General features: G+C 49.1%; 19 protein-coding genes. 11 read left to right on the top strand and 8 right to left on the bottom strand.

The window, feature by feature from the left end:
• Nucleotides 1–29: 29 nt before the first annotated feature.
• Nucleotides 30–2,108 (bottom strand): TonB-dependent receptor PqqU, encoded by a 2,079-nt coding sequence (gene pqqU, locus EB241_RS14575; protein WP_124233879.1) that lies wholly within the window; start codon nucleotides 2,106–2,108, stop codon nucleotides 30–32.
• A gap of 551 nt (nucleotides 2,109–2,659) precedes the next feature.
• On the opposite strand from pqqU, the gene EB241_RS14580 reads away from it, so the two are divergent.
• From EB241_RS14580 to EB241_RS14595, 4 genes are all read left to right on the top strand, one after another.
• Nucleotides 2,660–3,028: a hypothetical protein gene (locus EB241_RS14580; protein ID WP_233592615.1), complete on the top strand. Its 369-nt coding sequence runs from the start codon at nucleotides 2,660–2,662 to the stop codon at nucleotides 3,026–3,028.
• Between the two features lie 141 nt (nucleotides 3,029–3,169).
• Complete coding sequence (locus EB241_RS14585) at nucleotides 3,170–4,309, top strand: iron-containing alcohol dehydrogenase (RefSeq protein WP_124233848.1); 1,140 nt, start codon at nucleotides 3,170–3,172, stop codon at nucleotides 4,307–4,309.
• Between the two features lie 120 nt (nucleotides 4,310–4,429).
• On the top strand, nucleotides 4,430–5,206 hold the full coding sequence (locus EB241_RS14590) for an SDR family NAD(P)-dependent oxidoreductase (RefSeq protein WP_124233849.1): 777 nt from the start codon (nucleotides 4,430–4,432) through the stop codon (nucleotides 5,204–5,206).
• 248 nt (nucleotides 5,207–5,454) lie between these two features.
• Nucleotides 5,455–5,862 (top strand): RcnB family protein, encoded by a 408-nt coding sequence (locus EB241_RS14595; RefSeq protein WP_124233850.1) that lies wholly within the window; start codon nucleotides 5,455–5,457, stop codon nucleotides 5,860–5,862.
• A gap of 447 nt (nucleotides 5,863–6,309) precedes the next feature.
• Here EB241_RS14595 and EB241_RS14600 read toward each other — a convergent pair whose 3' ends face one another.
• Both EB241_RS14600 and EB241_RS14605 read right to left on the bottom strand, forming a co-directional pair.
• Nucleotides 6,310–6,780 (bottom strand): RcnB family protein, encoded by a 471-nt coding sequence (locus EB241_RS14600; RefSeq protein WP_124233851.1) that lies wholly within the window; start codon nucleotides 6,778–6,780, stop codon nucleotides 6,310–6,312.
• A 680-nt stretch (nucleotides 6,781–7,460) separates the two neighbouring features.
• Complete coding sequence (locus EB241_RS14605; protein WP_124233852.1) at nucleotides 7,461–7,970, bottom strand: DUF1198 family protein; 510 nt, start codon at nucleotides 7,968–7,970, stop codon at nucleotides 7,461–7,463.
• Between the two features lie 231 nt (nucleotides 7,971–8,201).
• Here EB241_RS14605 and EB241_RS20955 point away from each other — a divergent pair, with 231 nt between their 5' ends.
• Nucleotides 8,202–8,363 (top strand): hypothetical protein, encoded by a 162-nt coding sequence (locus EB241_RS20955; RefSeq protein WP_158612415.1) that lies wholly within the window; start codon nucleotides 8,202–8,204, stop codon nucleotides 8,361–8,363.
• 316 nt (nucleotides 8,364–8,679) lie between these two features.
• On the opposite strand, the gene EB241_RS14610 is transcribed toward EB241_RS20955, so the two are convergent.
• Entirely contained in the window at nucleotides 8,680–9,639 is a 960-nt protein-coding gene (locus EB241_RS14610; protein ID WP_124233853.1) for a chemotaxis protein, read from the bottom strand.
• Between the two features lie 691 nt (nucleotides 9,640–10,330).
• Between EB241_RS14610 and EB241_RS14615 the strand changes: the two genes are divergently transcribed.
• The 3 genes from EB241_RS14615 (at nucleotide 10,331) to EB241_RS14625 (ending at nucleotide 13,684) form a co-directional block, all read left to right on the top strand.
• Nucleotides 10,331–11,818 (top strand): UbiD family decarboxylase, encoded by a 1,488-nt coding sequence (locus EB241_RS14615; protein WP_124233854.1) that lies wholly within the window; start codon nucleotides 10,331–10,333, stop codon nucleotides 11,816–11,818.
• 201 nt (nucleotides 11,819–12,019) lie between these two features.
• Nucleotides 12,020–12,733, top strand: a complete 714-nt coding sequence (locus tag EB241_RS14620; protein WP_124233855.1) for a DUF554 domain-containing protein — start codon at nucleotides 12,020–12,022, stop codon at nucleotides 12,731–12,733.
• Between the two features lie 84 nt (nucleotides 12,734–12,817).
• Entirely contained in the window at nucleotides 12,818–13,684 is an 867-nt protein-coding gene (locus EB241_RS14625; RefSeq protein ID WP_124233856.1) for a LysR family transcriptional regulator, read from the top strand.
• A gap of 33 nt (nucleotides 13,685–13,717) precedes the next feature.
• On the opposite strand, the gene EB241_RS14630 is transcribed toward EB241_RS14625, so the two are convergent.
• On the bottom strand, nucleotides 13,718–14,056 hold the full coding sequence (locus EB241_RS14630; protein ID WP_124233857.1) for a hypothetical protein: 339 nt from the start codon (nucleotides 14,054–14,056) through the stop codon (nucleotides 13,718–13,720).
• Nucleotides 14,057–14,329: 273 nt separating this feature from the next.
• Between EB241_RS14630 and EB241_RS20765 the strand changes: the two genes are divergently transcribed.
• From EB241_RS20765 to EB241_RS14640, 3 genes are all read left to right on the top strand, one after another.
• A complete protein-coding gene (locus tag EB241_RS20765; RefSeq protein WP_148089649.1) occupies nucleotides 14,330–14,428 on the top strand; it encodes a YoaK family small membrane protein in 99 nt (32 codons plus the stop codon).
• A 675-nt stretch (nucleotides 14,429–15,103) separates the two neighbouring features.
• Entirely contained in the window at nucleotides 15,104–15,379 is a 276-nt protein-coding gene (locus EB241_RS14635; RefSeq protein WP_124233858.1) for a hypothetical protein, read from the top strand.
• 521 nt (nucleotides 15,380–15,900) lie between these two features.
• Entirely contained in the window at nucleotides 15,901–16,767 is an 867-nt protein-coding gene (locus tag EB241_RS14640) for a nucleoside-specific channel-forming protein Tsx (protein WP_124233859.1), read from the top strand.
• 361 nt (nucleotides 16,768–17,128) lie between these two features.
• Here EB241_RS14640 and EB241_RS14645 read toward each other — a convergent pair whose 3' ends face one another.
• From EB241_RS14645 to mmuP, 3 genes are all read right to left on the bottom strand, one after another.
• Nucleotides 17,129–17,548, bottom strand: a complete 420-nt coding sequence (locus EB241_RS14645; RefSeq protein ID WP_124233860.1) for a hypothetical protein — start codon at nucleotides 17,546–17,548, stop codon at nucleotides 17,129–17,131.
• Nucleotides 17,549–17,655: 107 nt separating this feature from the next.
• The gene (mmuM, locus tag EB241_RS14650) at nucleotides 17,656–18,591 is read right to left on the bottom strand and encodes a homocysteine S-methyltransferase (RefSeq protein ID WP_124233861.1); all 936 of its coding nucleotides are present in this window, start codon (nucleotides 18,589–18,591) and stop codon (nucleotides 17,656–17,658) included.
• Nucleotides 18,578–19,987, bottom strand: coding sequence for an S-methylmethionine permease (gene mmuP, locus EB241_RS14655; protein ID WP_124233862.1), 1,410 nt, complete (start codon nucleotides 19,985–19,987; stop codon nucleotides 18,578–18,580). The genes mmuM and mmuP overlap by 14 nt, the downstream gene beginning before the upstream one ends.
• Nucleotides 19,988–20,121 lie beyond the last annotated feature (134 nt).

The following is a 20,121-nucleotide window of genomic DNA, read 5'->3' on the forward strand; positions in this document are numbered from 1 at the left end:
TACACAACGCAGGTTGTTGCTGTTTCTGATTACTGAAAGGTGTAAACGAGCGTCGCCCCAACACCGTAATTTCGGCCCGGAGCAGGCTCGTAATAACGGCCATTCCCCTCATTAACGATTGCCGAACCGACATATTCCTTATTGAACAGGTTATCGACACGGATGAAGGTATCGAGCGACCATCTGTTCCAGTTAAAGAGATAGCCGCTCTTCAGATTTGTAACGGTATAGGCGGGTACTTTGGCTTTATTGGCATCATCAGCGACAATACTGCTCATGTAGCGAAGCTCTGCCCCTGCGTGCCAGCCAGCCAGAGGGGACCACGCCAGTGAGGCATAGCCCATGTTGCGCGCCACACCGGGCAAACGGTTCCCCGCAGGGGTACAGTTTTGCTCATCGTCACAGGTTTGATTACGGTAAGTTGCGTCCAGCAGTGTCCATGCCATTTTCATCTGCCAGTCTTCGGCAAATTGCTGGTCCAGTGACAGTTCGACACCCCGGCGGCGGGTTTTACCTGCATTCTTATAAACCGTCCGGCCATTGCTACTCTCTGACACCACCAGCTCATTATCGGTATTGGTCTGGAACAGCGCGGCGGTGAACAGGCCGTAACCCACACGGGTTTTACTGCCCGCCTCGACAGTATCGCTGGTGGCCGGTTTCAGCCCCAGATTAAGGCCGGTAGCGCTACCGTTGATTGAGCGGTAGGAAAGTTCATTAATCGTTGGTGTTTCAAAACCACGCCCTGCGGATAAATAGAGATTCCACGCGTCGGTTACTGCATAGTTCAGCGAGCCCATTGGCAACATTTTGTGGTAGCGCTGACTGCCGCTGTCATCACCGTTACCTGCCGTAATGTAGTAATCCGTGGAATCAAAACTGACGGTGCTGTAACGCACACCGGCGTCCAGTGTCCATTGTGGTGTCAGACTCCAGCGGGTTTGCAGGTAAGGGTCAAGATTCCACATCAGATTCCTTTCGTTCCGGCGTAAGTCGCCCTTCTCACCCAGCACCGTAGCGCCGTTGGCGGTGATAACATTCTGAAAGCCCTGCCGTCGCTCGGTCATGGTTTCATAGTCCAGTCCGCCGGTGAGGCTGAACGGCACGGAACCAATGCGATCATCATGTTTCCAGTGGGTATCCACCCCGGAGTATTTACGCTCAAGCACAATGACCCCACCGGGATAGGCCGGATTTGCCTGTACGCTAACAGGAATCGACTGATACTGGGTGGTATGGCGTTCTCCATGCCAGGTCGTCAGGGTCAGTTGATCTTTCTCGCTGATATCACGCTCATAGCGCAAGCCAACCTGAGTCTGATCGAGACTTTTTCGGGTGTTATACATTTCACCACGCGGTGACTGGCGCGGATTTGCCTGCCATTCAGATTGGGTCAGGCCGCCGGGATCGTTAGCATCGACCGACACACTGTTAAACATCAGTGTCAGGGTACTGACATCGTTAATCCGCACACCCAGCTTGCCGTTACCCAGGTTTTTCTGCGTGCCGCTCTGATCGCGATAACCTCGGGTGGTGAAGCGCGAGCCGGAAATAGTGTAACTGACATCTCCCGCCTGGCTGCCGTCGCCGGTAGCTCCACTGGCCTTAATACTGTTACGCCAGGTGCCATAGCTACCATAATAGGTTCCTGCGGTCAGCGTCGTTGGCTGGCTACCGCTTTCGCTTTCAATATTGACCACGCCACCAGAGGCATTGCCATACAGGGCGGAATAAGGCCCTCGCAGCACTTCAACTTTACCGATGGAATTAATATCGATGTTCGATGTTTGCCCCTGCCCATCTGGCATGGTGGCCGGGATACCATCGACATAAACACGCACCCCACGCACCCCGTACATAGCGCGACTACCGAAACCCCGCACCGACAGTTGCAGATCCTGCGCATAGTTCTGGCGGTTCTGGATTTGCAGTCCCGGTATGCCAGCCAGTGATTCTGACAGATTAACCTGCGGCGTACTGCTACGAAGATCCTGCCCACTGAGCACACTCACCGCTGCAGGCGTATCCAGCTCAGATAATCCCTTGCGCGATTTGATAACGATGAGCGAATCGCTTCGCGACGGTGAAGATGTGTCAGTAGTCTGCATGGTCGCTGACCCGGCATAACTGGCAGTGGGTTGCAGGAAAAACAGTGGCGTTAACAGGAAAGCAGACGTTTTGTTGTTCACAGGATTTGATTCGATCGATAAAGTTTAATCGCCAGAAAGCTTCTCAAACTGACGCCAGGAATACACGTTTACTCACTCTTAATGCACCAATACATCATTGCGAAACAAGGCATAAAAGCCGTTATCAGGGTTATTGCCTGACAGCGATGAGCGCGTGCATTTTTCGCACTTGAAGTTGAAATTAATTATTTATTGCGGAAAAACCATCAAAAGACAGCAATATTGTCTGAATTGTAGCACCAGACAATTCATTTGCGAGGTTCTGTTACGTATTTTTCGAATTGATTCAGCCAAAAGACACTAATTGATAATAATTGTCTTGTGCAAACAGCCGTTCGCCTTTCCTGTCCTTGTGCTTTACCATCGGTCCAGCCTGGGTTCAGATCCAGCTATACTGGGTTCCTCTGGCAACAAACATGACTTACTGTTGTCCCCTGGTTCCCTGATTTCCATCCTGATAAGGACGTTATATGCTTTGGCAACTGGTCAAAACACGGTCAATCTTTGTTCCACTTTTCCTTATCACCCTGCTCTCTGGCGGCTGTACTTCAGAACAGAAAAGTATGGTTTGTGAGGGAAAAATTCAGACACTTTCCGGCCAGTCACAGGGAAATATCCGCGGGAAGATTGTCGATCTTTTCCGCTCATTCAGCGTGGAAACCGACGATTTACAGCTTGAGAGTGGTCCACTGCAATCGTCAGACCAACAAAAATATATTCCTTCTGCTGTAACCAGGGAGGGCTGGCTGCTACAGCGTATTTCTGATACGCAATTCAGTGCAATCAACGCCCCACAGGATAAAATGATCACTTTCAGCTGTCCGTCACGCGCGCTGTAAGCCGTTGCCATCATCAGGCCACGGTCTGCTTATCATGATCTCGCCTCTGATGAACGCATTGAAATATCGAATTAATATCAACTTAATCAGTCAGTTATGTATTTCCGGCACTTTCAGCCTTATGACCTGCGAGGATAAAATATGATTGCCAGCCAGATGATTGCTAACCGACAGACATTTTTTGGCCAGGGAAGTCTGCGTCAGCTGTTACCGTTACTTACTCACGTCCCTGTGCCAACGCTGCTGTTTTGTGGACATTCTTTTCTGCATGGTCCGGCCTGGGAAGCACTCAGGTCCGGGCTGGAACCACTGTTTATCGGCCATGAAATCGTCAGTCATGAAGCATCACCCACAGAAATAGACGCCTGGGTTTCCCGCTGGCGCGGCAAGGCAGAAAGGGTCGTTGCCATTGGCGGCGGGAGTGTACTCGATGCTGCCAAAGCGTTTGCCGCCCTGAGCCAGCATCCACACAATACCCTGCGCTATCTGGAAAAGGTCGGTGATACCTCACTGAGTGGGGAAACGCTGCCGCTGATCGCCATCCCAACCACCGCCGGAACGGGCAGCGAAGTGACGCAAAATGCCGTGGTGACAGATAAAACGGAGCATAAAGTTAAAGCCTCGTTACGTCATGCCAACTTTGTACCGCAGATTGCCATTCTTGACCCTGACCTGCTGCGCGGTGCCCCTGCTCACCTGTTAGCCTGCTGCGCTATTGATACTTTTACCCATCTGTTTGAAGCCTGGCTATCCTGCAAGGGCAATCTGTTTACGCGCCAGACGGCGTTGAACGGCATGCGCGCGTTTATCAGCGGCTGGCCATATCTGGACCACCAGGATGCCAGAGGCGATCTTGCCCGTGAGCAGATGATGATGGCGTCATGGCTGGGAGGACTGAGCCTGAGTATGGCAGGACTGGGGGTTATCCACGGTATCGCCGGTGAGCTGGGTGCCATCAGAGATTATCACCATGGTGAGGTCTGTGGTCGTCTGTTGCTGCCTTTCCTACATATATTAAATAAAACAGAAAATCAGCAGCAGCAGTCGCTGATGGCCGATCTGACTGCGGCACTGTTTCCCGGCTTCACCCTGCCACCCGCCAGAATGCTGGCTGAATGGCTGAAGGAGCGGGCGGTCACACCGTTCTGGCATGATGCGCCGGTCCTCACCGTAACTGAAACAGACTGGATACTGGCACGCTCAACCAGCAAAAATTCGCTGGTGACTTACAGTAAAGAACAACAGCGCTTTATGCTGGAAGAGGCTTTTTCCGTGCAATAAGCAAACAGCTAACCTCTTAATGAATAAACAGATGAATTGCCGACTTCTTTTTCATTACTGCAGCAATGCCCGATGCGCTGGTCCATACTTATCTTTTTTGCCCTGTTGAAGGAGAGAGTGATGAAGATCGATCTGAGTGGAAAAACGGCCATCGTCACAGGCTCAACAAAAGGGATCGGCAAAGGCATTGCACAGGGGCTGGATGCCGCAGGCGCTGCTGTGGTGATAACCGGACGCAGTGAGGAGCAGGTCAGCTCACTGGTTAAATCGCTGGGACCACAGGCCAGAGGCCATGTGGTCGATTTAAGCACGGCTGAAGGCTGTAAAACACTGCTGAACGCTGAACCGTCGTGCGACATTCTGATCAACAACGCCGGTATTTTTCCTGGAGGGGACTTTTTTGCCACCGGGGATGAGGTATGGCAAAACATCTGGGATATTAATGTGATGTCAGCAGTACGTCTCAGCCGAGCCTATTTGCCGCAGATGATCAAATCACAGTGGGGGCGTGTGGTATTCCTCTCATCAGAATCGGCTGTGAATATTCCGGCGGACATGATCCACTATGGCGTCAGTAAAACAGCACTGCTTGCCCTATCACGCGGCCTGGCGAAAGCAGCCGCAGGTACCGGGGTAACGGTCAATGCCGTGCTACCCGGCCCGACACTTTCTGATGGCTTTGCTGCGTTTTTTGAAGAACAGCTCGCTCAGGGCGCCGATCTGAATGAACTGGGTGTGGAGTTTGTAAAAGAAAATCGCCCGACATCCCTTATTCAACGCGCCGCCAGCGTGGAAGAGGTGAGCAACATGGTGGTTTATGTCAGTTCACCGCTCTCATCCGCCACCACGGGAGCAGCCCTTCGGGTGGATGGCGGGGTGGTTGAGACCCCTTTTTAAGCACACCATATTGATGACGTCACACATGGCCTGCACCGGTGGCAGACAGTCAGGTGATAATGTTGTTGCCGTGTTCTCAGCGAAAATATTCGCCAGTAAACAGGGAGAGCACATCATTTTGTTGCCATTAAAATGTAAATATTCAGTTAAAAGCACTATTATCAGATAACTGAACTTGTCCTGACCTTAACCGTCCCCAGAATCAGTAACACCATTAAACACAACTGGTCAATTGTAGGAAAATGTAGATGAAAAAATCTGGAATTATTGCCCTTTCCGCGTTGCTGTTCGCTTCCACCAGCCTCAGCGCTTTTGCTGAAGGCCCGCAGAACGGTCACGACGATCCACAGCAAATCAAACGCCTGCCGCAAGGTCAGCAGCAGGCCGATCATCATGCCGATCAGCCGCAACACCATGAGCAACCTCAGCATAACGACGATCGCCGCCAGACAAAGCAGCATAAGCCGCACCCGGAATTCCGCAAAGGGCGTTCGCTGGCGTCTAAGTATCGTGGCCCCGGTTATCAGGTGAATGACTGGCAGAAACACGGCCTGAAGGCACCACCTCCTGGCCACCGCTGGCAAAACATAGACGGCAACTATGTGCTGATCGCCGTCGCTACTGGCGTAATTGCGTCAGTGATTGCGCACCAGTAGTGAGGCGTCGAAAAGCTGGCCTGTTCAGGTCAGCTTTTGATTTGTTGGCGTGTCGTTAGTCGTTAAAAAAGCCTTTTCACTAAGGGAAGTCCGGCAGTCAGCACGGCAACCAGCCATTTGGTCTGATTAGCAAATGATGAGTGCAACTCCACACGAAGGCTTTCAGGATCTTCACACGTAGCGTATGCGTTAATTATTGTGAAGTCAGGAAGGAGTGTTGCCACTTTTACTTCAGCAATCCCTTTTTTCCAGCCTCTCACTGGCTTTAATCAATCGAAGCCTGACGCCTCGTAAAAACATACCAACTGAACCAAATAGGCTGGCCTGGTTCTGGTGAATATTTGCGTAATGATACAAAAAATCATCAAATCAGCGTGATAAGAGGGAAGTACTGCGGAGTATGGAGAGCAAAAATGCACTGGCACCCGAAGGTGCCAAAAGGAGGGATTATTGGTATGCACCGTTTAACAGAATGGCTGTTATCACACCGGTTGCTGCGGCAATCAGCACATAGTTGCCGTCAATGTAGGCCCAGTGTTGGCCGCGTGGCGGTTCACGCAGGCCGCGCTGATGCCAGTCATAAACCCGATAGTTATCGCCACGAAAATCTGGCGGCAGTGGACGACCACGGCGGAAATCATGCCCATGCCAGGCGAAGCGATCGCGCTCTTCAAAATGACGACGCGGCCCATGATCCCGACCGTGGTTGTCATCACGATGATGATCTCCACGACCGTCACTGCCACGATCGTCATGTCCACGACCTGGACCACCGTGTCCGTCATTATCACCATGTCCATCATGCCCACCCTGCTGATGCCATTGCTGTACCGTGGGTCCATCAGCTCTGGTAACGGTGGAGAACAACGTGCTTGCGGTAAAAACGGTCATTAAAAGTGCCAGCGTCGTTTTTTTCATGGTTGTATCCTCATTTGCCAGCGGCCTCTCATGCGCCGCTGGAAAGTACTATCGGTTAAGCGCCAGCACAAAAATATCTCTAAATATCCTAAAACTTCCGTAATTACCGTACTTTACCAGCGTTTATCAAAATCTTAACACTGTGTGCAAATTCAGCATATCCGACGTGTATGTTTCAACCTGTTGAATCTAAAAATAAATACCAGAAATACCCACCGTTGCACTACAACACGGTGCTGTACTCACAAGCCTTACCGCCGCGTTAAAAAATAAATCACATTCATAAAGAAAAGCGGCACGAGTGAACTTCCTGCACCTGAAGGGTATTATCCTGCATCCCACCTGCCGCAATCTCCCGCTCCGGCAAGCCACAGCTTTACTTCCGTTTGCCGACAAAGATCGGATCGGCACATCCGCTGTAACAGGTTACACACAGAGAGTCATCAAACGACGCAGGGTGGGATGTTGTCATCAGCTGCCCAACCCGTGGGGCACAGCGATGACTGATGGCAGATACGACCATTATATAAAAACATCGCATGGCGCTAACTCAAACGCGCTGCTGCCTTTAAAAAGCCGCTGAATTATTTTTATGTAAAATTGAGCAGATTATCTGACCGACCCTATTTAGTCCTGACTGGCAGCGCCTGATAAGAAATCAAATCACACTCAGGATAAAACTAATCTCTTATTTTCTGATGACGTTGCAGGCGGGAATGAATGGAATAAACATTACTGGCCCCGGTAGCGGAAATGTCTTCAGGCGAAGAAAATTGGTTATGGTATCGCAGGCGAAAAGTGTGCATTTCCTGCGGATCCGGCTCCAGATCGCGTAAAAACACCAGTGCCAGACGCACATGTTCACCCGACATTTCAGTTGGCAGGTAGGCTTTGCGTAGCACTCCCCGCCAGAAGCTCAGGCCTTCGTCTGACTCATCAACAATAAACACCTGATAAATAAGTAACACCATTGCCGCATTACTTAAATGTGCTTCATTGTCCCTGCCAATATAAGCAACAAATTCCTCTCCGGCAGAACGCCCCATTAACGCGATCAGTGATTCCACGTAAACCGGATCAATATTCAGCCGCCGGGTTAATGCCTTTGAAGCACGGCGCGTCTGGGAATTGAGTACACGAAAACCAACCATAAACACGACAACCAGTGTCAACAGCATCAACCAGATCATTGAATATCCATCAAAGCGTACCGCATTGCGGCAAAGAAAAAACGACAAAGGTTCACAGGGTAGCAGCCACTTTATGTCCAGGCAACCAGGGACTTGTCCTGATGCCATAAGCCTGCCCCCGGTTCAACGGGGCGAGGATCCCGATTATGCAGCAACTGAGAGAGATAAAAAGGCAGTCCATCGCATTCCTGCAGGCTATACTGCCAGCGCATGAAATAACAAGGAGAGTACATGTCAATTTATATTATTACTGCCACTCCGTTTCTGATCCTTGCCCTGGTGATGCTGGCACTGGCGGTAAAGCGAAAAAAACGCGTTTATCTCACGCTGGGACTCAGCTTTCTGCTCACCGCTGTCATCAACTGTCTGGTCAGCCTTGCGGTCAGAGGATAGGGTTGCCGTTTTTGCATCATCCTGCCCCTTCAGTGAAAGGACAAAAAAGCATCGGCACAGTGATATGACAACGCTGTGCCTTTACGGCTAATCCATTACTGTCACTACTGCGTTGTGTTGCGTTTCTACTAAGCTGAAATACAAAAGTGACATGCAGAATACTGTATTAACCCTGTGACCCAGGTATGCATTATTTTTATTTTTGATACAGGCGGAGTGTCCCGCCTGTATTACCGGACGATGCACAAAAAGAGGCCCAGAACATGAGTGAGTTAACGCCAGGTAATAAACCTCAGAAATAACCGCCTGGCTCAGGTCAGCGCGGTGCATCTTCCAGAACTTTATGGATCACCGATGACAGTTCGTTGATTTCGAACTTGGCCACATACCCGTTGGCCCCCACCTTGCGAACATGATCTTCATTGGCGCTGCCAGACAGTGATGAATGGATAACCACCGGAATATTGCGCAAACGCTGATCGGTTTTAATATTACGCGTCAGGGTGAAGCCATCCATCTCCGGCATTTCCAGATCGGTCAGCACCATCGCTATTTTGTCGTGGATTGACTCACCATTTGCCATCGCCTGCTGGTCAATTTGCTTGATTTTCTCCCACGCCTCCAGACCGGTGACATGCATCAGCGCCGGGATACCCATCGCTTTCAGCCCCTGTTCCAGCATCTGACGAGCCACTTTGGAATCTTCCGCCACGATAGCGACGGCACCCGGTTTAATGTTGAAGGAATTGAGTTTAATATCGCCTTCTTTCACTTCACGCACGGACGGAATGACGTCATTCAGGATTTGCTCTACATCCAGCACCAGAGCCATGCTGTTAGTTTTACTGTCCAGGCAGGCGATACTGGTGATATTACGGCTGCTGACACCCGACTCAGCCGCGTGAATCTGACTCCAGTCAAGACGCACAATGTCATCAACAGACTCAACGGCAAATGCCTGAGTGCTTCGCGCATACTCGGTGACCAGCAGCAAATTGAGTCCGGTTTCCGGGGTGCAGCCTGCAACTGCGGGCAGATCAATCACCGGAATAAACTGCCCACGAATATTAGCCATCCCGAGCAACGGAGATTTCATTCCCGCGGCTTTGGTAATCGTTGGCATAGGTACAATTTCGCGCAGCTTGAATACGTTGATGCCAAACAGTTCGGGTTTCGCTTCGCTGTTATCTGCCCCTAAACGAAACAGCAGAAGCTCGAACTTGTTGGATAAGGCGAGATTCGCTCTCTCATCAATCTCTTTTTGAAAATTATCCATCTCTACCTCTGAAGTTATTTTCTGGTTATACGCCAGCCACCTCGGTGCACGCAGAGAGGGACAGGGTGATGTTCTGTCATTCAGGCGCGGCACATCGGGTCACACGTTCTGTTTATCGGCAGCAGACAAAAAAAGTACAGGGTAGCGGCGGATTAAATCTGTGCCACTGCGATTATCGACCGGACATGATGCCCAATAGCGTTCGCCTGCTGAGTCCATCGTTCGGATGACAATAATCAGCAGCACAGGGAGGATAAGGGGGCCATTTTAGCAGAGCATGAAAATGACCGGTGGTAATCTCACGCCTGCTTCATTCACAGAAATTCACGGTTACCGGTCCCTTATTCATCAGGAATAATATTTTTCATAATAAGCACCATCGGCTTTTAACAACAATATTTTCCAGATACTTTCCGTCCCCCACAGAAAACGGCCCCGATGGGATATTGCCGAAAATAACGGCAATCATAATAAAGAGAAACCTGCCATTTTTGGTATAAAAACCCAGAATAAACCACTAATTCATGCCCATAGCTTCAAATTATCATTCTGATTCAGATATTAAAAAATAAAATCCCAACCTTAAACCAAAAAGGTTTGCCGGCATTATCTAAAAAGTGTTACGTCATATTTTAATGAAGGCATATATTTCCATAGGTTTAATTATTTTCATCAGGGAAAGGAGCCTGTTATGTCGGAAAATAAAACGCACATCAGTAACATCCACGATTTACGCTCGGCGATTGCTTTTCTGGAAAATCGGCCTGGTGAAATAATCAGTACAGAGGTGGCGGTGGACCCTCACGCGGAGTTATCTGGTATTTATCGTTACGTTGGCGCCGGCGGCACCTGTGAGCGCCCGACACGCAAAGGCCCGGCGATGATGTTTAACACCATCAAAGGATTTCCTGGGATCAGGGTCGTAACGGGTTTAATGTCTACCAGACAACGCGTTGGTCATTTACTGGATTGCCCACCGGAAAAATTGGGTTTTCTGTTAAAAGAGTCGGTCAAAAATGCAGTGGAACCGGTGGTCATTGACAGAGGTTGTGCTCCCTGTCAGGAGATCACATGGCGTGCTGATGATCCTGACTTTGACCTCCGTAAGCTGCTCCCGGCACCGACAAATACCGAAGAAGATGCCGGTCCCTATTTCACTATGGGACTTTGCTACGCTTCTGATCCACAAACACGCGACTCCGATGTCACCATTCATCGTCTGTGTATACAAAGCCGTGATGAACTCTCCATGTGGCTGACCCCCGGTCGCCATATTGACGCGTTTCGTGAGAAAGCGGAAAAGGCCGGTAAGCCCTTGCCAATCAGTATCAGCATTGGCGTCGATCCGGCAATTTATATTGCGGCGTGCTTTGAACCCCCCACGACTCCACTGGGCTTTAATGAGCTGAGTATCGCCGGTGCGCTACGCGGTAAACCGGTGGAACTAACAGATTGTGTGGCCATCAATGAAAAAGCAATTGCCAATGCTGAAATTGTTATCGAAGGAGAACTGCTGCCCGGAGTGCGTGTGCGTGAGGATCAAAACACTAACACCGGCAAAGCGATGCCGGAATTTCCCGGCTATACTGGCGAAGCCAAAGCAGCCCTGCCAGTGATAAAAGTTAAAGCAGTCACCCACCGCAAGTCCCCCATACTGCAAACCACACTTGGCCCAAGTGGCGAACACGTCAATATGGCAGGGATACCTACCGAGGCCAGTATTCTGGACATGACCGAGAGGGCAATGCCGGGAAGGGTTCTGAATGTTCATGCACATACCTCTGGTGGTGGAAAGCTGCTGGCGGTAATGCAGTTCAAAAAATCATCGCCCACAGATGAAGGTCGTCAGCGCCAGGCCGCCCTGTTGGCGTTTGCTGCTTTCTCTGAACTCAAACACGTCATTCTGGTTGATGAGGATGTCGATATTTTCGACACCGATGATGTACTCTGGGCGATGCAAACCCGCTATCAGGGCGATGTGGATACCGCATTTATATCTGGCGTACGTTGCCACCCTCTCGATCCTTCTCAGACACCGGCCTACAGCCCGTCGATCCTTCAGGAAGGATGTTCCTGCAAAACTATTTTTGACTGCACCGTGCCTTTCCATCTGAAAGCACATTTCCAACGTTCAAAATTCAAACAGATGGACATAAAGAAATTTTTGCCTGATTTTTAAAAAACAGGCAACAACCCCATGGACAGTTGACGTCAGCGCAACATCAGCGATTCAGAACGCCGTTGCGGCAAGGAGCGCTTTCATTATCATGTTGATTCCAACGTGTTATGAAGTGATGTGCAGCAATGGACAGTCCTGTCCATTGCTGTAACAGTATACCCGCTCAATTTGTTTGCTCTAAAAAAACATCAGGAGAATGACATGTTAACAGGACCGATAGTGAACAGCATCGCCATCATTACTGGCGGACTGGCAGGCGGTTTTCTTGGGACAAAAATGCCGGAAAGATTGCGGGAAGCGTTGCCTCTGACCTTTGGACTGTCTTCCATGGCGCTGGGGGTGGTTCTGTTGGTCAAAATCCACAGTATGCCTGTTGTTGTTCTGTCGATGATCCTGGGCGCTGCCATTGGTGAACTGCTGTATCTGGAAAAATACATCGGTAAACTGGGTAACATGGCACGGGGTATCGCCGCTAAGCTGTCCCCGGACAATGGTATGGATCAACATACCTTTACCGAGAAATTCGTGGCTATCGTCGTGCTTTTCTGCGCCAGCGGCACCGGAATTATTGGAGCGATGACAGAAGGGATGACGCAGGACCCCAATATTCTGTATGTGAAAGCCATCATGGATCTTTTTACCGCAGCCATATTTGCTACGGTACTGGGTTATTCGATTGCCTTAATATTTATACCTCAATGGGTCATTCAGTTTTTAATTGCTTCAGCCGCCGTCCTGATTCTACCCCATACCAATGCAGAGATGATGGCTGACTTCACTGCCGCCGGTGGATTTATTATGCTGGCCGCTGGTTTTCGTATCAGTGGCATAAAATCACTGCCAGTGGGAAATTTATTACCAGGGCTGGTGCTGGTTATGCCATTATCCTGGTACTGGAGTTTATTCATTCATTGACGATAAAACGCTTCAACCCATTCTTGGGTAGTTGCTTTTAGATCCTGGTGACCATTTTTAAACAATGCCAGATGCAGGTGAAAAATGGATCTAAAAAGAATGCGCTATTTCTGTGTGATTGCCGAACAGGGCTCTATCAGTAAAGCGGCAAGGTTGTTGAATATCGCCCCACCACCGCTGGGAAAACGGCTACAGGAACTGGAGGAGGAGATTGGTTCACCTCTTTTCATCCGAACAAGTAAAAAGATGGTGCTGACCGATACAGGTTTATTTTTATATCGAAAATCATCTGAAATTCTCAGTCAGGTAAACAGCATCACACGTCAGGCTATCGATATTGCTTCCCAAAAGAAACGCACCATCTGCATTGGTGTTTCTTATCTCTATCTGCGTTATTTTAATTCGATATTGCTTAACCTTTATGCCAAAAACCCGGACTGGGAACCTGACGTGGTGGTTTCTGATTCCAGCCATCTTGAAGAGATGGTTCTGAAAAAAAACGTCGATATCGCCATGATACAGTCTCCGCGCGAAGCACGTTCATTTTACGTCCATAATTTTGAACCGATAAAACCGGTGGCGGTTGTTTCAGGCAAGTTGGCTGATAATTTTTCAAAGCAGACACTCTCATTTACCGATCTCACCGGTTTGCCGCTTATTTTGCTGCAACGTATAGGTGGCGAAGGCACTTACGAGGTCCTGCTCAACCAACTGTACAGCGAGATAAAAAAAATCAATATTATCATGAGAGTTTCAGAACCACGCTTCGTGATTGAGATGTTCCGCACAGGATTAGCCGGGGCCTGTATTATGCCAGAATCCGAGGTGGGCGAGTGTAGCCTCAGGCATTATCGTACTTTTGCCATTGAGCAGCAGGTTAAACTTTTTTGCCCGGCGATAGTGACCCTTTACAGTGAAAAAGATACTTTCCTGTCAGAAAGTCAGTGGTGATCGCCACATCGCGCCAAACGCGGGGCCGTGCGGTCACTTCACCACGCTGCAATCATAATCGCCAGAGATGCGGATCGGCTGACTGCGGGTACGCACAACATCAACGTTTAGCGTGGCTTTACCCTGAGCATATTGGTGTTCCATAGCCAGTTTTCCGGGCGCGTGGGTATTATTAACAATCCAGTAATATCTGACGTTGCCGCTGTCACCGGGTTTACCTGTATAGCGGGTTGTCACCTGCATGGCTTTCACGTGATTAACAAAAAATACGCCCGGCTGGACCATTGCAATACTGAAAGGACCACACTGGACGGTCGCCACAGAGGAAGAGGCAACACAGAGCAGGCAGGCAGCAATGACGGGTTTTAACATAGCCAAACGACCTTTAATGTTATGATCTGTTGCTGTCAGTTTATAAAACACTGGATAAACTTCCACTAATTAAAATCCAGTCCGCAGGGTAAGATATGCCGCTTAGTGTTAGTAGTCAGTAAAGAACCATTACGCCGTTGGGGGATAAAGTGAAACATCTGTTAGTACCAGTAATGCTGGTTATTGTGGCCTTGGTTATGGTTTTCTATTTGATGACAGATGGCCGCTACCCTTGGTAGCCGGCATCGAAAGCTTCCAGTAAAGGAGCAGAATGTGAGAATTGGCTATTTGTTTCCCGCCGCCGTCGGTATTGCAGGAGTCACGCTACTGATTTGGTTTATTGCCAGCGGAGCCTGGATGCCGGGATCATGAACCATGTGTGTGCTGCGTCAGTCAGGACGCAGCTGCACTGCGGATAAAGCTCTGTTATTGATTACCCTTAAAAGCCGTCAGCCGGACTTCCTCACGTCACCAAATTTCGCGGCAAAAGCCCGCTTTGATTACGCCCTTAACCGTATATTTTTCAGGACAACGTGAACTGCTGGATAAATCTGTTGCCGCAGATAGCGTCATCTCACGGCATTAGCGTAATATCCGCTAATTATGGCCTTTTCTGAACATGATTATCTTCTGATAGCCAGAAACATCATTTCAGTTTTTATTAAAAAATGAAACTCCCTGAGTTCAAACAGTAAGAAAATTAAATCTTAGCAGGCGAGATAAGAAAAATTAGATCAGAGAAAGAGTTACCTCGCTATCCATTGCATAAAAGAAGCATAAACACACCTCATCACTTATAACAACATCTTATTATGATGAAAGAACCAAAATAATATCAGGAAACCACACCAAAAAAACAACTTAATATGATATCAAAAACAAACCAAAAACAAGAAAGAATATAAGAATAAATTGACAATCAAAAAAAATTATAAAAAAATAACAATAAAATTATAAAAAAATATCTATTCATATCATTTAACCTGGATTAATATAATTTGCGCTGTAATCAGTAAATTTATTTATCATACATAAAGGAGAATTGTAATGAGAGAATTAAATTGCACTGAAGTGCATTATGTCAGTGGTGCAGGAACCAGCGATGTCATTAGCAGTCTGAATACGGTAATGGAAACCATTTCAGCTTCACTGGCAAGTGCGGCTGAATCACTTTCCAGTGCAACAAGTGGCAGAGAGATATCACAAATTTTCCATACCGTGGTAGGGCTTACCAGTCTGTATACCCGATTAACGTTTATCACTGCCCTGTTATCAGCATATACTGAATCAACTACCTCAGAAACAACGACCACCTCAGCGTAAGATGATTTCAGAGAATCGATAAAATACTCTCTTATTTTGTCACTGTTTCCGGGGCGGGTCAGATTGATTCTGCCCCGGAAACAGGTTTATAACATTGTGCGATACCGCTTTGATTGTTTTCCCTTAGCGGTTCCTGTTATCATTTTTTCTTATTTTACCTCGCGCCTTTCTCTCTGCCTCACCCGCCAAAAGTGAATACGCCTTCAGGGAAATGTGGTTGCCAACAGGCAAAACCATATTGACAGCATAGAGATTACACTTTTGTGGCATTGTTGGATCCTGCCACTCCCTTGAATTCTTTTGTGACTTAAATCACATTTCTATTGAAAGGATAGGAAACAAAATTTGACATGCGTAAGCAATCTCTATTTCCTTATTCACGGCTGACGGTACTTTGGTGCAGCGATCGAGACGGGTATTTTATGCAGTCAATACAACGTCCCACCTCTCTCCTGATAACAACTTCTTTGTGTCCCCCGGTAATGCATCGGCACAAGGGGAAAAACGCATGTGGTAATATAATGAAATATAAAATTGTGATGGCTGGTGCTCTGGCGGTACTTTCCTACAGTACCTGTTTGTTAGCTGCAACCGACAATGCTGAATATGTTTCTGACTGGTGGCACCAGAGCGCCAATGTGGTCGGGAGTTATCACACCCGTTTTGGGCCTCAGCTGAATAACGATGTTTATCTGGAATATGAAGCCTTTGCCAAAAAAGACTGGTTAGACTTTTATGGCTACATTGATGTGCCTAAATTCTTTGGTGCCGGAAACACCACTGACCGTGGGATCTGGGACAAGGGTTCGCCCCTGTTTATGGAGATTGAACCCCGCTTCTCCATCGACAAGCTCACCAGTACTGACCTTGGCTTCGGACCTTTTAAAGAGTGGTACTTTGCCAATAACTATATTTTTGATCTGGGCCGCAACAGTGCCAGCCGTCAGAATACCTGGTATATGGGTCTGGGAACCGATATTGATACCCATTCTGATGTTGGTTTATCACTGAACGTTTATGCAAAATATCAGTGGGAAAATTATGGTGCAGCCAATGAAAACAGCTGGGATGGCTACCGCTTTAAGGTGAAGTACTTTGTGCCACTTACCAGCCTGTGGGGAGGAAATCTGACCTACATTGGTTTTACCAACGTTGACTGGGGTTCACATCTGCGTGACGAATCTGATGCTTCCCGCACCAGTAATTCTGTCGCTTCCAGCCATATTCTCTCACTGGGCTACGATCACTGGCACTACTCTTTCGTCGCACGCTGGTTTCATAACGGGGGACAATGGGCGGATGGCCAGGAGCTGAACTTTGGTAATGGTCCGTTTGAGGTGAAATCAACCGGCTGGGGTTACTACCTGGTGGTTGGCTATAATTTCTGATTTGATTTAACTGTTTCTCAACCGCCGGCGCGCTCAAGGCTGGCGGTGCAAATGTCGCTCCCACCACGTTGGCTATCCCATGCCATTCTCGCCTCATCACAGTGATTCCTCCTGCACCATAATGCATCAGCAACCGGGAAAATTTATGTCTGCCACACGGTAAAACTGCAACCGCTGGAATGGGAAGACCGACGTTTTTTTCACCAGGCGAATAATAAGGACAAACGTGATGCGTTGCCGGTTCAGGAAACCCTGTGAAGCCTTTATTGCGCTTACAGAGCACGGTAAAAAAGATATCCAGAGCGGATTGAATGGATGATTATCCCCACGCCCGGCAATCTACAGCAGGGCGCCGGGTATCTCAACTACGTGCGCCGACCGGATTCATAATGATTTTAACCTCAGGCGGTTCGATGTTGTACATACCACCATTGAAGGGATCAACAATCAGCCATCCTGGAAAACCACCGAGGGGAATATTTCCAAGGATGTACCAGAGGTTTGCCCTCTCCTTGAGTGGGATCGTTTGCGGCACGAAACCGGATCGTTCCAGCATAAGCAGATATTTCTTCTTACCAAAATAGCTACCGTCCGATTTCTCAAGCGTCACCGTTTTCGGCGTTATGCCCTCTGCCACAGCCCTTCCCGTTTCATCCTGAACCACAAATTTCACCCCCTGCGGCCAGGTCTGGATCGCCACATCCTGGGTTTTATTTCCGACAATGGTTGCACATCCGCTCAGCAGCCATGCTGAAGCCAGTGCCAGTAGCAGCCTTTTCATAAATATTCCTGAGAAATTAACTTAAGATTCAGTCTAAACGGAGTTCGCCGTGTTTTCATTATGAACGCCCCACAACTGCGAGCGTTATAAGGAAAATTTACAGCAGATTATCGTGAATGGCAGTATTGCGCGATGGCGGTAATATCCGCAGGCGTGGTGCGGCAGCAGCCCCCTATCAGTTTTGCACCAGCATTCTGCCACGCCTCAAGATGAGCAATAAGATGACAGGATGCAGCATCACTGTGCCATGTTTTGCTGATGGCATCATATTGCTCACCTGAGTTAGGGTAAACAACCAGGGGTTTCGCGGTCAGGGATGATAGCGTCTGCAATGATGCCGTCACCTTGTCCAGCGCAATGCAATTAATGCCCAGCGCGACAACCTGTGGGCACTTTTCCAGAAAAACGGCCACCTCACTCAGCGGTGTACCGTCACTCAGGTGCTTGCTGTCACGCAAGGTAAAGGAGAACCACGCGGGTGTATTCGGGAACTCCTTTAACAGCGTGACCAATGCGCCTGTCTCGGCAAAGGAAGGCAGCGTTTCACACGCCAGAATATCCACGCCGGCATCCACCAGCGCACGGATACGCGGTCGATGGAAATCCATCATCTGCGGCTGTGGCAGAGAGTAATCCCCCCGGTATTCGGAACCATCCGCCAAAAACGCACCGTAAGGCCCGACTGAACCGGCAATCAGCAATGTTCCCGTGTTTCGCTGTTCAGCACGGTAATCAGCCCTGGCGCGAATTGCCAGTTCCACGCTACGGGCTATCAGCGCCAGTGAATCCGCTTCGTTAAGCCCGCGACTGGCAAATCCCTGCGGCGTAGCCTGATAGCTGGCGGTAATCGCCACCTGAGCGCCCGCTTTAAAATAGTCAAGATGGACCTGATAAATCAGCTCCGGGTTTTCGAGCAAAACCTTTGCTGACCATAACGAATCGGTCAGATCGCAGCCGCGTGCTTCCAGTTCCGTCGCCATTGCACCATCCAACACCAGGCCGGAAGCAACCTGCTGCTGCACAGAAAATTCAGTTGCTGACATGCCCTACCTTCCTCGCTTTATTGCGTTTGTTCAGTAACTCCGTGAGATGATAAGCACCATAGCAGACCGCGACAAAAGGCAGCCCACAGTACAAGGCAATGCGCTGTGATGGGTCAAATGCCAGACCAACACAGGCCAGCAGGCAGAGCAGGAAGCCAAGGATTGGTGTCAACGGATACCAGGGGGCACGATATTTAAGGCTGGAGAGCGAATTCCCCGCGTTCAGATGTGCACGGCGGAAAAAATAGTGTGCGGCACAGATACTCAACCAGACCGCCACCACCGCAAAACCGGAGATAGCCGACAGCGCAACAAAAACGGTATCCGGTGCTACCACGCTGGAAAACAGCGCCAGTAAACCACCCAACATGCTCACCGAAATGGCCAGCAATGGAATGCCCCGACGGGTTAATCTGGCGAAGCAGCGCGGCAACGTTTGCTGGTTGGAGAGCGACCAGAGCATACGACCAGAGGCATATAAACCAGAGTTTGCCGCTGAAAGGATCGCGGTGAGAATAACAAAGTTGAAAATATCCGCCGCCCAGGGAATACCGATTTTCTCAAACACCAGGACAAAGGGACTTTTAACGATCCCGGCCTGATCCATCGGAATTAATGCGGCAAGCACCAGTACGGTGCCAGGAAAAAAGATGATTAAGCGCGCTACCGTGGTTCGAATGGCGATGGGTAACACCTTATGCGGATTCTCGGTTTCACCCGCCGCAATACCAATTAATTCGGTACCGGAGAAGGCAAAGTTAACCGCCACCATCGTCATCAGAATCGGTAATGCCCCGTGCGGTAGCCAACCGGAAGCGGTCAGGTTGTGGAAAAAGGGAGCGCTGCTGCCATCTTTTAGCGGGATAAACCCAAACATCGCCCCGGCTCCCAGCACAATAAATGCCAGGATGGTGATCACTTTAATGATTGAGAACCAGAATTCGCCTTCGGCAAAAAAGCGGGAAGAGACCACGTTAAGCACAAAAATCATAATGCAAAAAAGCAGGCACCATAGCCAGACGGGCGTCTGAGGAAACCAGTATTGCATACAAAATCCGGCGGCGGTCAGACTGGAGCCAAGCGCAACGGTCCAGGTCAGCCAGTAAAGCCAGGCAACGGTATAACCGGTGGCAGGGCTGAGATAACGCGCGGCGTAAACATGAAAAGCACCGGTTTCCGGCATCGCTACCGATAATTCACCGAGACTGAGCATCACCAGATACACCACCAGCGCGCCGATCAGGTACGAAAGCAGCGTACCCGCTGCGCCAGTAGTGGAAATAATGTAACCCGTATTGAAAAAAAGACCGGTGCCAATCACGCCTCCAAGGGAGAGCATGACCAGATGGCGGGGCTTCATCGTACGTTTAAAATGTTGAGTTGTGTCCTGCTGCATCACTGTGTTATCCGTATAGACGTCTGAACTTCCACATGAGCAGGGTTATACCGATTCCATTGCAGTAAAGCAACGCCAGAGTATGTAAGGTGATTAAAGTGATAAAGAAATGTTTAACACCTTTTGTGTCTGGC

Source organism: Erwinia psidii, assembly GCF_003846135.1.
Taxonomy (GTDB): Bacteria; Pseudomonadota; Gammaproteobacteria; order Enterobacterales; family Enterobacteriaceae; genus Erwinia; species Erwinia psidii.

Excerpts from the sequence above, each read along its gene's own strand:
- mmuP (WP_124233862.1), bottom strand. The coding sequence starts at position 19,987 with ATGCAGCAGGACACAACTCAACATTTTAAACGTACGATGAAGCCCCGC.
- EB241_RS14585 (WP_124233848.1), top strand. The coding sequence starts at position 3,170 with ATGATTGCCAGCCAGATGATTGCTAACCGACAGACATTTTTTGGCCAG.
- EB241_RS14625 (WP_124233856.1), top strand. The coding sequence starts at position 12,818 with ATGGATCTAAAAAGAATGCGCTATTTCTGTGTGATTGCCGAACAGGGC.
- EB241_RS14580 (WP_233592615.1), top strand. The coding sequence starts at position 2,660 with ATGCTTTGGCAACTGGTCAAAACACGGTCAATCTTTGTTCCACTTTTC.
- EB241_RS14635 (WP_124233858.1), top strand. The coding sequence starts at position 15,104 with ATGAGAGAATTAAATTGCACTGAAGTGCATTATGTCAGTGGTGCAGGA.
- EB241_RS14615 (WP_124233854.1), top strand. The coding sequence starts at position 10,331 with ATGTCGGAAAATAAAACGCACATCAGTAACATCCACGATTTACGCTCG.
- pqqU (WP_124233879.1), bottom strand. The coding sequence starts at position 2,108 with ATGCAGACTACTGACACATCTTCACCGTCGCGAAGCGATTCGCTCATC.
- EB241_RS14630 (WP_124233857.1), bottom strand. The coding sequence starts at position 14,056 with ATGTTAAAACCCGTCATTGCTGCCTGCCTGCTCTGTGTTGCCTCTTCC.
- EB241_RS14645 (WP_124233860.1), bottom strand. The coding sequence starts at position 17,548 with ATGAAAAGGCTGCTACTGGCACTGGCTTCAGCATGGCTGCTGAGCGGA.
- mmuM (WP_124233861.1), bottom strand. The coding sequence starts at position 18,591 with ATGTCAGCAACTGAATTTTCTGTGCAGCAGCAGGTTGCTTCCGGCCTG.
- EB241_RS14620 (WP_124233855.1), top strand. The coding sequence starts at position 12,020 with ATGTTAACAGGACCGATAGTGAACAGCATCGCCATCATTACTGGCGGA.
- EB241_RS14640 (WP_124233859.1), top strand. The coding sequence starts at position 15,901 with ATGAAATATAAAATTGTGATGGCTGGTGCTCTGGCGGTACTTTCCTAC.
- EB241_RS14610 (WP_124233853.1), bottom strand. The coding sequence starts at position 9,639 with ATGGATAATTTTCAAAAAGAGATTGATGAGAGAGCGAATCTCGCCTTA.
- EB241_RS14605 (WP_124233852.1), bottom strand. The coding sequence starts at position 7,970 with ATGATCTGGTTGATGCTGTTGACACTGGTTGTCGTGTTTATGGTTGGT.
- EB241_RS14590 (WP_124233849.1), top strand. The coding sequence starts at position 4,430 with ATGAAGATCGATCTGAGTGGAAAAACGGCCATCGTCACAGGCTCAACA.
- EB241_RS14600 (WP_124233851.1), bottom strand. The coding sequence starts at position 6,780 with ATGAAAAAAACGACGCTGGCACTTTTAATGACCGTTTTTACCGCAAGC.
- EB241_RS20955 (WP_158612415.1), top strand. The coding sequence starts at position 8,202 with ATGTCAATTTATATTATTACTGCCACTCCGTTTCTGATCCTTGCCCTG.
- EB241_RS14595 (WP_124233850.1), top strand. The coding sequence starts at position 5,455 with ATGAAAAAATCTGGAATTATTGCCCTTTCCGCGTTGCTGTTCGCTTCC.